Source organism: Sphingomonas sp. KR3-1, from assembly GCF_040049295.1.
GTDB lineage: Bacteria > Pseudomonadota > Alphaproteobacteria > Sphingomonadales > Sphingomonadaceae > Sphingomonas.
Genome location: NZ_JBDZDQ010000001.1, coordinates 470766 through 484070 on the forward strand (window position 1 = coordinate 470766; position 13305 = coordinate 484070).

General features: G+C 62.0%; 12 protein-coding genes. All 12 read right to left on the bottom strand.

The annotated features are described in order from the left end of the window. Positions 1-136: 136 nt before the first annotated feature. The gene (locus ABLE38_RS02400) at positions 137-844 is read right to left on the bottom strand and encodes a polysaccharide biosynthesis/export family protein (RefSeq protein WP_348972567.1); all 708 of its coding nucleotides are present in this window, start codon (positions 842-844) and stop codon (positions 137-139) included. Positions 845-1136: 292 nt separating this feature from the next. Further along, positions 1137-1685, bottom strand: coding sequence for a hypothetical protein (locus tag ABLE38_RS02405; protein WP_348972568.1), 549 nt, complete (start codon positions 1683-1685; stop codon positions 1137-1139). A gap of 5 nt (positions 1686-1690) precedes the next feature. Then, on the bottom strand, positions 1691-2755 hold the full coding sequence (locus tag ABLE38_RS02410) for a hypothetical protein (protein ID WP_348972569.1): 1065 nt from the start codon (positions 2753-2755) through the stop codon (positions 1691-1693). A 1-nt stretch (position 2756) separates the two neighbouring features. Continuing rightward, positions 2757-3878, bottom strand: coding sequence for an NAD-dependent epimerase/dehydratase family protein (locus ABLE38_RS02415; protein ID WP_348972570.1), 1122 nt, complete (start codon positions 3876-3878; stop codon positions 2757-2759). A gap of 156 nt (positions 3879-4034) precedes the next feature. Further along, a complete protein-coding gene (locus ABLE38_RS02420; protein WP_348972571.1) occupies positions 4035-5165 on the bottom strand; it encodes a glycosyltransferase in 1131 nt (376 codons plus the stop codon). 33 nt (positions 5166-5198) lie between these two features. Next, positions 5199-6593: a hypothetical protein gene (locus ABLE38_RS02425; protein ID WP_348972572.1), complete on the bottom strand. Its 1395-nt coding sequence runs from the start codon at positions 6591-6593 to the stop codon at positions 5199-5201. Between the two features lie 195 nt (positions 6594-6788). Then, positions 6789-7301 carry an acyltransferase gene (locus tag ABLE38_RS02430; protein ID WP_348972573.1) on the bottom strand — a complete coding sequence of 171 codons (513 nt, stop codon included), beginning with the start codon at positions 7299-7301 and terminating at the stop codon, positions 6789-6791. Positions 7302-7321: 20 nt separating this feature from the next. Continuing rightward, positions 7322-8644, bottom strand: coding sequence for a hypothetical protein (locus ABLE38_RS02435; protein WP_348972574.1), 1323 nt, complete (start codon positions 8642-8644; stop codon positions 7322-7324). A 100-nt stretch (positions 8645-8744) separates the two neighbouring features. Further along, positions 8745-9803, bottom strand: coding sequence for a pseudaminic acid synthase (pseI, locus tag ABLE38_RS02440; RefSeq protein ID WP_348972575.1), 1059 nt, complete (start codon positions 9801-9803; stop codon positions 8745-8747). A gap of 33 nt (positions 9804-9836) precedes the next feature. Further along, the gene (locus tag ABLE38_RS02445; RefSeq protein WP_348972576.1) at positions 9837-11342 is read right to left on the bottom strand and encodes a hypothetical protein; all 1506 of its coding nucleotides are present in this window, start codon (positions 11340-11342) and stop codon (positions 9837-9839) included. Between the two features lie 172 nt (positions 11343-11514). Further along, entirely contained in the window at positions 11515-12159 is a 645-nt protein-coding gene (locus ABLE38_RS02450; protein ID WP_348972577.1) for a formyltransferase family protein, read from the bottom strand. Next, the gene (gene pseG / locus ABLE38_RS02455) at positions 12159-13292 is read right to left on the bottom strand and encodes a UDP-2,4-diacetamido-2,4,6-trideoxy-beta-L-altropyranose hydrolase (RefSeq protein ID WP_348972578.1); all 1134 of its coding nucleotides are present in this window, start codon (positions 13290-13292) and stop codon (positions 12159-12161) included. Before pseG ends, ABLE38_RS02450 begins: the two co-directional genes overlap by 1 nt. Positions 13293-13305 lie beyond the last annotated feature (13 nt).

Sequence of the window (13305 nt, forward strand, 5' to 3'; positions counted from 1 at the left end):
TTCGCTATCGCCGCGCGGCGCATTCGACGATCCAGCCCGGTCCGTCACGCGGTTAGCGGCGCCTGGTCGCAGTTTGTCACGGATATGGGCCGCCAGAGGAAGGAGCGGCGCTCGCCGCCCCTTCGCTGACCCTTCGTTACTGCAGCGCCACCACCAGCGGCGTCGTCAGCAGCGGCAAGACCGAGAGCAGGTCCTTGAAAATGTGACGCGCACGCGAGTCACCGACCATCACGATGTCGTTGGCGAAGACCTCGGGGTCTGCGTAAGCCCCCTGCCGCAACGCCTTCAGGTTATACAGCGCCGCATAGGTCTTGCCCTGGACCGTCCGGAGCACGACCACGTCGTCCAGCTTGGCAAATTCGGTCGTGCCCTTGGCCGCGGCGACTGCACGGAGCAGCGACATGTGACCAAGCACGGGGTACATGCCGGGCTCCTTCACCTCCCCGTCGACAGTCACCACCTGACTGACCGTTTTGGTGAGGTTGATCGTCACTTGCGGATCGCGGATGTAGCGCGCACGAAGACCATTCTCGATAAGCTTGGCGACTTCCGCAGGAGTCTTGCCGCTGGCCTCGATCGTGCCGACGAACGGAAAGCTCAGCCTGCCGCTGGCATCCACCTGAATCTCGCGCTGGGGAATTTCGTTGATCCCCACCACGTCGATCGAAAGCTCGTCGAACGGGCCGATATAATAGGGCCGCGCCACTGCCGTCAGGTCCGTACGATCCGGCGCTGGCATCGTGGTGCCTTCGAGCCGGGTGACGCTGCCATCGGGTTCAATGCGCGAGGACGCACACCCGCTCAGCAGCAGAGACCCCACCAAGATCAAGCGAATATTGAGCATGCCAGCACTACCAATCGGATCGAGCGATTCATCCCCCCGCTCCAGTTAAAGGGAGCGGCCTGCGAGCGGCTCGGTTACGCTGGACCCTCGTCAAAGGCAAGCCACGGCATGCGGCCGCAGCCAGCTCCGCGGCGCCTGAATACGCTGGTCAGAGGGTCGTCAATCTCCCTTGCGGCCGACGCTGCGCGGCTACCGCCCATCCGCTGGATTGGTGGCTTGCAGGCCGGCCGGCTCAGCAAGAAGCCGGCACCGACCGAACGGTGACACCCTCTCGCTTTGCCACGGGCTGGGCTCAGCTCTCGTTAGGGCGTCGCTTCAGCGGTGACGGCTTGGCCGGAACCCCCGCCAACATGCTGTTCGGCGGCGCTGACTTGTTCACCACGGCATTGGCGGCGATGACGCATCCGTCCCCGATCGTGATCGCCCCGATCACCCGCGCGCCGGACGCGATGAAGACATTGTCGCCGACGACCGGCCTCCCCTCATAACTGAACATGATCTCCTTCGCGCCGAGCGTCACCTGATGGTAGATGACTGCATGGTGCCCGATTGACATGGCGCCGATGACCGTGCCCGAGGCGTGTGGCATGTAGAAATGCGATCCGATCTCGCAATTCGATGCGATCTCAATGCCGTGGAGATAGAAATTCACCCAGGTCAGCACTTTGGCGACCGGCCTCAATCGCTTTTCGTGAAGCCAGCGCGACACGCGATAGATACCCACCGGGGCACAGCGCGGCACCAGGAAATTGCGCCAGAGGTGATAGCTGCGCGGCCGCTTGCCCGCGCGCCCCGTGTAGAAATAATGGCGCTCGAGATCGGATTTCAGAAGCTCGATCAACCCCATTATTTCGGGTTCCCCGTCCCCGCGGCACCATCGCTACCCATGAGTGAGTCCACCCATCCGGCGAGGCTGTACTGATAATACAGCTCTTGTGGCAGCGGCCGATAGGGCGTCTTCAGAAATTCATCCGGCAAGCTCGGATTGGCGCGATCGATCACATGCATGTTCTGGGAATCGTAGAAGGGATAGTCCCGCACATGCGTGTTCGTCGTGATCAGCTTCTTCCCCGAACCCAGTGCTTCGAATGTCCGCATCGTCAGCCCCATCTGGTGCGGATGCTCGATATCGACGATCGCACGCGATTTCCGGAATACCTGCTGCACCTTCGCGAAACCCAGCGTCTCGTACTTGAAATCATCCCGCCGGGCACGCTTGAATGCCGGATTCATCAGCTTCTCGGCGTAGAACACCCATGGCGCCTTGAGGAACAAGTACCAGTATGGCTTCACCTCCGTTCCCAGCGCCGCGCCTAGGGTGGAAATGATATGATACCGATCCGAATGGGCGGTACCGATGAAGCTCAGGTCGTATTCGGGTTCACCATCGGCCGGTGTCTCGAAGCCCGGCGCGAAGAATAGCGGCCGCAACCGCATATCATATTGCTCGGCAGCTTCCGGATCGAACGTCACCTTATCGTCGAAATAAGGCAGGAGCGCCGGGGCCGATGGCCGGTTGCGCATCGAATCCCAGATATAGAACAGGAAGCGCGCGCGCGGCATGCGTGCGCGCAACGCGGCGAGCAGACGCGTCGATACCGTCACCCCGTTGAGCACGAAGACCTGCGTATATTCCTTGTTTCCCAGTTCCGCCAATTTCCTGAAATAGTAGCGGTCGGCAAAGGGCATGATGGCAGGCCGCATATAGCGGGTGGCAGCACTCATGATCGGGGTATCGAAGGGGCGATCGAGAAGATAGTCGACCTCCGCTCCGCGCCTGCGGAGCTCGTCGGTTATCTGTTGCGCGTAGCCGAAATCGCGCACCGCGATGAACAGAATGCGCTGCCCCGCCAGGGAGCGACCGCGCTCTGCCGGACCGACATTTTCCCGAAGCGCCGCAACGTCGTCCATCTCATGCCCCCATGAGCTTGCGCGCGCGCAGCTCGGCCGCGGCCTGTTCCGATTTGTCCACATGGACCGGCTGTGACCCCGCCCAGACACAGAACCGTGAAAGGCCGTCGGCGAGCGAGACCCTGGGCTCGAACCCGAGCAAGCGGCGGGCCTCGGTGAGATCGGCAAAGCAGTGGCGGATATCGCCGACGCGATACTGACCCGTCACGCGGACCGGCACGTCGAAGCCCCCGGAGGCGAGTAGCTGATGGACAAGATCGAGAACCGTGGTCGGCGCACCCGCACCCAAGTTCATCACGACGCCGTCCGGAAGATCGGCGTCCAGCGCTGCGACGAGACCGTCGACGATATCGTCCACGTGCACGAAGTCGCGCGATTCAAGGCCGTCTTCATAGACCGGGATTTCCATCCCCTGCCGCGCCCGGTTGAAGAAAATCGAGATGATGCCGGTATAGGGGTTCTGGAGCGACTGCCCCTCGCCATAGACATTCTGGAATCGAAAGATGACGGGCTTGAAACCAAGCGCCGGGCCAGCCGCGCGCAGCAGCAATTCCTGAGACGCCTTCGTCGCTGCATAGATCGAGCCGGGGAAGAAAGGCAGGTTTTCCGGCGTCGGAACCGCTTGAAGAGCGGATCCGTCCGCGCCAACCGGTTCCCAGGCATTCGCGGCAAGCTGCTCCGGCGTGCGCGGCGATGGCTGGATCAGCACGTCGGGCCGGCCCGGCGCGACATAGGCTCCTTCGCCATAGACGCTGCGGCTGGAGGCCAAGATCACGCGCTTCGGCTTTCGATCGGCAGCAGCGATCGCTTCGATGAGGGCAGCGGTCCCCAGCTCGTTGACGCCGACATAGTCTTGCACGCGGTACATGGATTGCGCCGTGCCGGTCTCGGCCGCCAGGTGATAGACCGCCTCGCACCCCTCGATCAGCTCCGGATTGCGCGCCAGGTCGCGAACATCCATCCGGAAGAAGGTTGCCCCTTCGGGCAGCACGACCTGCGGCAATGCGCCGTGGATTTGGGTCGTCAGGCTATCCACCAGGACCACGTCATGTCCCAGGCCGCGCAAGCGCCGCCCCAATGCCTGGCCGATGAAGCCCAGGCCTCCCGTCACGACAATCTTCATCAGTAGAGCCTTCGCATCTGCGCGTTTCAGTCCAGCCGAGGCTCGCCCCGACATCCACATCATTTATCTAATTGAGATTATTGACTTATCATTGCCCATGCCGGTGAAGTGCCGGGGCGCCCCCACATTCCATAGCTCTATTCGCATACAGCCGCGCTACAATCCCTCGGTCAGATAGCGCCACAGTGCCGGCCAATCCCTGACGAACGGTTGCTCGGGCAGGGCCGCGACATTCCCCTCCGCCTTCCATCGGCCGCCAACCATTTCGACAAACGCATCGGACCAAGCTCGCGGGTCATTCGGCGGCAAGAAGCTGACATTGCCATAGGTGCCGGTGGTCTCGCGCGCATAGGGCAGCGCCGCCACCAGCAGGGGTTTTCCAAAACCCTTGGCCTCGGTGATCGGCAGACCCCATGTCTCCAGGCGCGAGGGGAAGAGGACAACGTCGCAATCCTCATACTCCGCGGCCATTTGATCGCGATCCTGCCGCCCTATGAAGCGGACGCCTTGCACGCCTGCATAGCGGCGCACCAGCTCCCGCGCCCATCTGTTTTCACTGCCATCCAGCGTCATCCGGACATCGATCTGCTCGGCGACCTCGGCAGGCAGCAGCTTCGCCGCCTCGCAAAGGACTTCCATGTTCTTGAACACGCGGGGAAGCGACGGATAGAGCAAGCGCAGCGGGCGCCCCGGCGTGGGCACCCTTGGCGGCTTCCCCTCGGGAATGGCCGAACCCGCTTCTTCCGGCTCGGCCGAAACCAGTCCGGGATAGGCAACGACGATGTTCGGATGGCCGGTCTTGCGCCGAAAGGCGTCGCGCAGCCAGGATTGCTGCACGATAACGGCATAGTTGCGCCGGATGAACAGCGCATAGAGACGCATGTACAGCTTGTTGAACAGGAAGAAGCGCGGATCGAACCGCGCCTCGGTAAGGCTCGGTCGATAGAAGGGGGACGGATTGTGGCAATAAACCGCCTGCCGCCGCGCCTGGACACACGGAGTCACGTCGTGCAGCGACACCCAGAGATCGGGCTTCAGCTCACGCGACAGGGCGGCAAAGCCAGACCATTCGAGCCGCAGCCGGTTCAGCCAGCTCGCCTTGGACTCCGGGAAGGCGATCGCATGCACCCGATCACTCTCGATGAGGCTCTCACTGTGCACGAGCGCCGTAATCCGCCATTCCTTGCCCAGCGTTGCCGCAGCGCTCTCCAGGCCCTCGAGCAGAATCGTAAGGGGTCCGCCCTCCGTAAAATTGACGGCCGATACGACGAGGTGACGGGAGGTCATCTTCACTTCCAGGGCGCGGCGCGCAGCGACTGACTACGGCCGGCCGATAGCCGAGTTGGCAGGACCGGTCAAAGCAGGTGGGACCGCCGTATAGCGCGACCTCAGTTGGAATCTGGTGAGCAGCATCGGGATGACGTTCATCGCGATATAGGCGCCCACACCGTACGCGAACGCGGGAAGAAAGGCGCCACGCATAACGAACGTCAGGTAGAAGGAAAAATACAGCGCCGACGTCCGGTCAACGGCGCCGCCGCGATTTACGAAGTAATCGAGCCTCTGCGAATAGCCGCCCAGCGCCATTGCATAGAAGAGGACGCCGACGACCCCGAAGTCGACAAAGCCCTCGGCCGGGAACGGAAACGAGATGTTGGTGAACCACAGGCCGTGATTCAGCACCAGATAGTCTCCCAGCATCTGCCCGCTGGAGATCGGCTTGTCTGCCCACATCCCACGAGGGAAGAAGAACAGCAGCGCACCCAGCAGCTGGCGCCCGAGCTGCAATCCTTCCGTTTCGACAAACTGGATCGCGGCGACAACATTTGCCCATGCATCGTAGTGCATGTCGACGAAGTGCCCGCGGATTTCCCTCGATATGTTCTCGAAGTTGAGCAGGTCGCCCCATGAATCGATCGGATTGTTGATGAAGATCGCGGTGATGGGGAACACGAACAGAAGCGCCGAGCCCACCAGCACGAAAACGCTGCCAGAGCTGATCCGGTTCTTCCACACCAGGAGAAAGAGGATCGAGAGATAGACCGGGCCAAGGGCGTTTCTGCGATCCATGAGGATGTTCTTGGTCATCAGGGTGAGCAGAATGAGAAAGCCAATGACGATCAGCGATCGCTTCATGTTCTTTCTGCATAGATAGAAGCCAAGCGTGGCGAAGGGCACCACGAAGGCCACCTTGTGCCTGATCGTGATGAGGATATCGCCCACCATTGCCGCATCGTCGTCGATCGTGACCGCAGAGGTTCGCATTGTTTCGAACGCCCAGGCCGCCGCGAATACGGACAACAGGACCAAAATCGGAAAAGCGCCCTGAATCTTCTCATCGCTGATTTTCAGCAATGGTTTATGAACAACGGCGATCCTTCTTTTATAGACGATGAGGAAAATTGCCGTGAACAGGAAAATGAAGATATTCGCCAAAATCATCTGACTGAATGGTGGGTTATAATTGTTGATCAGCGTCTCTCTATACTCGATGATCTGATAGATCGGCGCGACATAGAAGAACAGGAGAAGAAATATATTTACTGTCGCGTAAGCGGGGCCATAATCTTTCTTGAGCAAGCTCGTCCACGACATGTAGGCAAAAAGAATGCCATTCAGATAGAAAGAGAATGCCAGAAGATAGTCGCCCTCTCCGATAAGAGAAAAGGGCAGCCCAATCATGTAGCACAGCAAAATCCACCAGAAAGCCGTCATCTGCCTCTCAATTACACAAATTCTTCGAACACGGCTCGCTGAACACCGCACCCGCAATCACCATCAGCGACAGGCCTCCAGTTCGCCACTCATCCCCGTGCGGGACGACCCTCTGATCGACGATTCCTGACCGCCCAGCGCCTGGCCTTCCCCTACAGAAGCGCCGACTTCGGCGCAATCGCCGTGCTAGCAGCCTTAGCCTCGAGCGGCCTTGGGCCCCGGCAACAGACGTGGGCTTGCGCCGACCACGATGCTGTGTGGCGGGACGTCCTTGGTGACCACGGCGCCGGCGCCGATGACTGAATATTCGCCCACCGTCACACCACCCAGCACCATAGCCCCTGCCCCCACCCACACGCCTCGCTTGAGCGTGATCGGCCGAGACACGTGCGGATAGGGCAAGGGCTGGGTCAGATCGAGGCTCGCGGTTTCGATCAGGACGCCCTGAGAGATGCGGACATAATCCTCCAGCACCACCTTCGAATGCGCACCGATCGTCGAAAGCGGGCCGATCATCACATGATCGCCGATCGAGATGTTCTCGACATATTTGAACATCGTCGACAGCGAGAACGACAGGTTCTTCGCATCGGGAAACAGGTTGCGAATCCGGCAATAGGTCCGCCAAGCGGTCCAATAGAACTCGGCGCGGTCGATGCCCCTGCTGAGCAGCCTGAACGGCAAGCTCGTCGCAATCTTCATCATCATAAGGTCCCGCGTAGCTCCTGCTATCGGCGCTGCCTCGTGAGCAGCCAATATTTGACCAAGAAATCCAGAACCGCCGTGGCTACGAAAGTGCAGGCAGCACCGGCAATGCCCAAGAGCGGCACGATGAGGATGTTGACGAGCAACGCCAGCGGAATGAGTATCAGCGACACGCGCATCAAGTCGCTGTCGCGGCGCCGGGCGTAAAGGCTGAGATGCACGACCAGCCCGGCGACAAGGATCACATTGCCGAACAGCAGAACGTAGAAGACCGGCAAGTCCGCGACATAGGCCATCTTGTTCATCTGCCGCAGCAGGAACGGCAAGCCAATCGCCAGCGAACCCGAAATGCTGACCGCGAGCACCATCGCCCATCCGAACATTGCCCGCCGCACGCGGCTCTCGGCGGCGCGGTCGTCCTGCTTCGCCGCGAGGAGCAGCCGCGGCAGCATGACCGAGATCACGCCCGTCTGGACGAAAGTGACCATCGTGTTGGCGAAACTCTGATAGAAGGACAGGACGCCGACCGCCGCCTCCCCCATCACGCGCTGGACGATGAACCGATCGGAATAATATTGGACCTGGGTGAGCATCGCCACGACGAAATAGTGCCGGGCGCTGAAAAACGCGCGTGAAAGCCAAGCCAGCCGGTACGGATGGAGCGTCCTCAGATAGGCACGGATGGACCAGAAACCGAAGAGGCAGGCGAGAATCCCTCCCCCGAGCCAGCCCAGCAGGATCGTATCGACCGGCGCCACGCGATGCCCGGTCAGCAGCATGATGATCGGGAAGGGCATCCAGGCCGCGCCCCGTATGAACTGCAGGAGATTGGAGGCGACGGGACGCGACAGCACCAGCAGATACCGACCCAGCTCCTGCCCGAAGGTCTCGAGCAAGATGATTGCGGCTAGCAACAGGAAATTGAATTTGCCGGCGATGCCGAGCCAGAATGTAAAACCCCAGACGATCGGCACCGCGATGCCGAATATGCCGGCCAAGGTCAGCAAGTGGCTCTGAATGTGCACCCCACCATGACCGCTGGAATGGTCGGAAACTATCTCTCGCGTAGTAAAAGTATGTATCTCCAGGCCGATGATATAAATCGCTATCGTAACTATCGTTACCAACAGCGCGTAGATACCGACGGTGGAGGTATCGGTGAACTTCGCCAGCACGACGATGAAGGCGAACTTGCCGAACAACAGAAATGCACGCAGTCCGATCGAGATCAGGCCCGCGACAGCCGCATGTCGTCCCTTGATCAGTCCGGCCGCTCGCCCTTCGAACAGGCGTCGCGGTGCCCCGGCAAGCCGGACGACGGATTCAGATAGCGTCCGGCGCATCATCAGCAGCGGCGAGCCAATCCGCGCGCCAGCCGAGCGGCATGATTGCGCCCGATGCGCATCGCGACGGCGTTTCGACTATGCTGAAAACACGGTGAGTGCTTCACTCAAACAGCTGCCATGCGAGCGCCGTCCCGCGTGCGATCGGTTGCCGGGCGTGCTTGCCGAGGACATCCGGCAGGAAGCGCGGCTGCAAGCCATAGCCGGGCCGGATCGAACGGATATTCTCCCGCGTCAGCGCCTCGCCCTCCGCAATGTCCTTCACTGCATATAGCGAACGGCGGAAGACGACATTCTGCGCTTCAGCAGGCTGCACGCGGTAGGAGACCTTGCCGAGCGACACCCAGGCGTTGCGGCAATCCTCGGTCAGCCGGCGGAACTCGTCCGGCTCGAGGCTGAACGCCGCGTCGGGTCCGCCATCGGCGCGGGCCAGGGTGAAGTGCTTCTCGATCGCCACCGCGCCGAGCGCGACCGCCGCGACCGAGGTCGCGGTCCCGTGGGTATGGTCGGAAAGCCCGCAATGGACGCCGAAGGCTTCGGCGAGGTGCGGGATGGTCCGGATATTGGCCTGATCGGTCGGCGCCGGATAGGAGCTGATGCAATGGAGCAGGATCAGGTCCTCGCAGCCATTCTCCCGGGCCGTGCGCACCGCGCGCTCGATCTCGCCCAGGCCGGCAAGGCCGGTCGACATGATCATCGGCCTTCCCTTGCGGGCGACATGGGCGATCAGCGGCAGATCGACGATCTCGAACGAGGCGATCTTGTAGATCGGGGCATCGAGTTCCTCGAGCAGGTCGGCCGAAGTTTCATCGAACGGCGAGGAGAAGATCATCACGCCCCGCGCGCGGCCGCGCTCGAACAGCGGCTTGTGCCAATCGAAGGGCGTGTGCGCCTCGCGATAGAGGTCATAGAGTGTTCGTCCATCCCACAGGCCGCCCTTGATCTGGAAATCGGGCAGATCGCAATCGATCGTCAGCGTATCCTGGGTGTAGGTCTGCAGCTTGATCGCGTCGCAGCCGGTATCGGCAGCCGCGTCGATCATTGCCAGCGCTCGCTCGAGCGAGCCGTTATGGTTGCCCGACAACTCGCAAATGATGAAAGGCGGGCTGTCCGGCCCAATCTCGCGGTCGCCGACCTTTATCGACTTTCGACTTCCGGTCATCATCTACTCCACAATCGGCACGTTAAACTTGGACTAGTCGCCTGGCAGCGTAGCGGCATTTTCGCCCGTTGGCCCCGAGAGTTTCCCCAACAGGACACGGGCGACCTGGTCAATAGCAGCAGGATCCTGCAGCGACCCCTTGAAGCTGAAAGCACCCTCGTCGAGATACTCGACATAGGCGGCCATGGCCTCGACGATCCGCTCCGGATCGAGCGGCTCATACGCCATCGCCCAGTCCAGTGCAGCGTCGAGATCGCCGAAATGCTCGACCATCCGGACATTCGGGAAATAACCGTAGATCACATCCCCCAGCGCGACCACCGGCTTGTTCAGCAGCGCCGCTTCGAAGCCGAGCGTGCTCGTGATGCAGATCACTCCAATCGCCTTCCGCGCAAGCAGCTTCGCGTTCAGCTCGGGCGCGACGAGTTCGACATTCGGCAACGCGGCAAGGTCGCGATAAAAGGAAAGCGGCTGCAATGCCGTCGCCGAAGGATGCTCCTTGACCACCAGCTTGACCCCGACTGGCAGCCGGAACGCAATCGCCCGGATGACGCTCATCTCGTCGATATAGTCCGGAGCGAGCACCGAAGTGCTAGCCTCGGGATGGAAGTGCAGCGGATAGAGGAAGTACCTCTCCCCTTGCACCTTGGCCTGGAACAGCTTGGTCACGGCACGGAAGCGCAGCCGGCGTTTCACCTGGCGCCGGAACATCGCCCAGGAGACGAGCAGCGGGTCGCCAACCTGGTAGGCCAGTCCCATGTCCTCGCGGTGCGTGCGGCGATAGCGCAGCGCCCGCGTGAACCGGTCGAACTTCTCGCGATTGGCGTATTTGGAGATCAAGCTGGCCGCCATCAGCGACGCGCCATCCCCGCCCTTCTTCATATAATCGGGGGTCTGGTTGTCGATCGAGGCGATGTAGTCCTCGGCAATCTGCCGCGTTTCCGCACGGACGCCTTCCCGTAGAACCTTGGTGAGCAAGTCGCCGAGCGCCACATGATCCCGCAGCGACCCCGTCGGGCTGACTTCGATGTAGCGGCCGGGAATGCGCCCGCCCTGCACGCTGAAGAACGGGATGCCTCGACGCTTGGCCGCACGATAGGCCGCAATCGCGAAGCTGTTGCTGATCGGCTCATAGACCACCGCATCGGGCTGGATCTCGTCGAAGGTCTTCTCGAAGAACGCCTCCAGCAACGCCAGCAGGTCCCCGTGGCCCAGGCTGCCGCTCTTCGTGAGCGGCGGCGTGAAACCATAGGTAAGGAACCGGTCGAAGTCGGATAGCAGCGAGCTCCAGGTGAGATCGGACGAAGGCCGCAGCGTCGCCCCCGACCGCTTCCATTCCTGGCAGAAATCCGTGAAATAATGGCTGTCCGGCAAGTTATCGCCCTGGCCGCTCAGCACGTCGGTAACGCGCGAATCCAGCACATAGCTCACCGTCGCCCCAACCTCGCCGAAAGCCCGGCCAAGCTCTGCGAAATACTCTCTGCTGAACGGGGCAGAGTTTATCAGAAGGACGAATTTCTTTTGGGTCGAGGCGGCCATTATCTACGCTTGTGCAATGGAGTGACCGGAGGCCATGCCGAAGAGGCGGCGTGCGCTTGCCACAGGGTTCATCTCCATCAGCAGCTGGACGCCGCCAATGGCGCGGCCGAGCAGGTAAAAGCGGACGGTTTGACTGTCAACCGGCGCCGGACCAAGGGTTGCCGGCGACGATCTAAAGATCCTCGGCCTTTGCGATCGCCAGTGTGTAACGCTGGCCGCGCATCTCGAACCAGGCGGGATATCGCTGCGGGTCCGCGATCCGTAGCAGGTCGAAGATTTCCGAGATGCTTTGCTCGGGCTTTACTTCACTGTCCGCAGGGCGGCGGCGCGGATAATAGCTGGGCTCACCCTCCTGTGCCCTGGCCCTAGCCGTCCGGCAATTCGCGAGCGCCCAGTGCATGAGCCCGGTCGTTGCTTCCGCGATCCGGCCCTGGATCTCGTCATTGAGCTCGGTTCCGTCGAGTGCGATCGTATCGATCCGCCAGATATCGCCGGTATCGACGCCCTCCCCGGCATCGATCAGCGCCAACGGCAGCTCGTTCTCACCCTCCAGCACCTGCCAGACCAGCGGCGACCAGCCCCGTCCCTTCGGCAACCGGCTGCCATGAACCACCAGCGTATAGGCGAAGCGGTCGCGCACATCCTGCTTCACGATCTGATGGCAAGCAATCAGGAACAGGAAGTCTCCCTCCGCCACTTCGGCGACGTCTCGCACCAGCGTGACCTCGGCGCGATCCGCGACTTCCGCCATCCAGCGATCCAGCCACGCGTTCACGGGATGCACGGGGTCGCTGCACAATATCGTCACGCGGTCCATCAAACGGCCTTTCCCATCGAGGAGGCATCGATACCTTCAAGCAACCGCGCGGCCACCGCCGAGGCACCAGTGCCGTCGCAAATCGCAGCGGATGCGCGGGCCAGCTCGGCGCGGTAGCCGGAATCGCCCGCAAGACGGCTAATCGCGGCTTCGATCCCAGCGAAATCCGTATCCCGGATCAAGTCTATGGCGCCCGCCGCGGCAAGCTTGGAGGCTATCGTCCGCTGGTTCCCGGCGATGGCAAAGGTGAGCGCGGGCAGCCCCAGGCAGCAACGCTCCCAGCTGGTAGTTCCCGCAGCACCGATCGCGAGATCCGCCTCGACCATAAGCGCGCAGACCCGATCGGTGTCGACATGCAATGTAACACGGGGACTTTCGGCGGCGAACGCGAGCAGAGCGGGGAGCGTCGGCGCCGCGCTTCCCAGCACGATGTCGATCTGCGCTTCGGTGACCGCCAGCGCCGCGCGCGCAACGACCTCGGTCAGCGCCCCGACATCCGTCATGCCCAGCGAGATCAGCACCCTGTCCACTCGCCCCGCCTGCAGATGCCGCGCCAGCGCCTCGGGTCGCGCGCGGGCGAATTCCGGCCGCAGCAGTGCGTAACGCGCGCCAATCAGCAGTTCGGTATCGGGCCCCACGAGCGGGCGATAGTCGGCGTCCTCGCGGCCATAGGTCTGGTCGAGGAGCAACTCGCAGTCGTGCGGGCGGTTGGCGAGATCGTCAATCACCGCGATCCTTCCGGCATGGGAACGCAATGCGGCTTCCCAGCACCGGTCCAGTCCATAATGATCGAGCACCAGCCAGTCGCAGCGCAATCCCGAGAGGCAGGCCGCGGTTCGGGCGGCATCTTCCAGCTGCATCGGCTCGGGCCAGTTCGCGCGATCCCAGTCGCTTGCGTCACGTGAAGATCCGCGCACCGGCTCGATCTCGATCAGCCTGACGCCCGCGTCACCCAAAAGCGCGCGAAGGGGTTCGGTGATCGCAGCAGCGATGAAAGTGACGCCCCACCCCGCGGCCAGCAACCGCGCAGCCAGCGTAAGGCAGCGCATCACGTGCCCACCGCCCATCCGAGCCGAGGCATCCACGCGGAATGCGACCTGTATCGGCCGGCCTGGGGTCTGCTCCACTGCCATAGCGGCGGCGATG

What these genes read in the sequence shown, in the direction of transcription:
- ABLE38_RS02400 (WP_348972567.1), bottom strand. Translation starts at nt 844, where the DNA reads ATGCTCAATATTCGCTTGATCTTGGTGGGGTCTCTGCTGCTGAGCGGG.
- ABLE38_RS02410 (WP_348972569.1), bottom strand. Translation starts at nt 2,755, where the DNA reads ATGGACGACGTTGCGGCGCTTCGGGAAAATGTCGGTCCGGCAGAGCGC.
- ABLE38_RS02415 (WP_348972570.1), bottom strand. Translation starts at nt 3,878, where the DNA reads ATGAAGATTGTCGTGACGGGAGGCCTGGGCTTCATCGGCCAGGCATTG.
- ABLE38_RS02420 (WP_348972571.1), bottom strand. Translation starts at nt 5,165, where the DNA reads ATGACCTCCCGTCACCTCGTCGTATCGGCCGTCAATTTTACGGAGGGC.
- ABLE38_RS02425 (WP_348972572.1), bottom strand. Translation starts at nt 6,593, where the DNA reads ATGACGGCTTTCTGGTGGATTTTGCTGTGCTACATGATTGGGCTGCCC.
- ABLE38_RS02430 (WP_348972573.1), bottom strand. Translation starts at nt 7,301, where the DNA reads ATGATGATGAAGATTGCGACGAGCTTGCCGTTCAGGCTGCTCAGCAGG.
- ABLE38_RS02435 (WP_348972574.1), bottom strand. Translation starts at nt 8,644, where the DNA reads ATGATGCGCCGGACGCTATCTGAATCCGTCGTCCGGCTTGCCGGGGCA.
- pseI (WP_348972575.1), bottom strand. Translation starts at nt 9,803, where the DNA reads ATGACCGGAAGTCGAAAGTCGATAAAGGTCGGCGACCGCGAGATTGGG.
- ABLE38_RS02445 (WP_348972576.1), bottom strand. Translation starts at nt 11,342, where the DNA reads ATGGCCGCCTCGACCCAAAAGAAATTCGTCCTTCTGATAAACTCTGCC.
- ABLE38_RS02450 (WP_348972577.1), bottom strand. Translation starts at nt 12,159, where the DNA reads ATGGACCGCGTGACGATATTGTGCAGCGACCCCGTGCATCCCGTGAAC.
- pseG (WP_348972578.1), bottom strand. Translation starts at nt 13,292, where the DNA reads ATGGCAGTGGAGCAGACCCCAGGCCGGCCGATACAGGTCGCATTCCGC.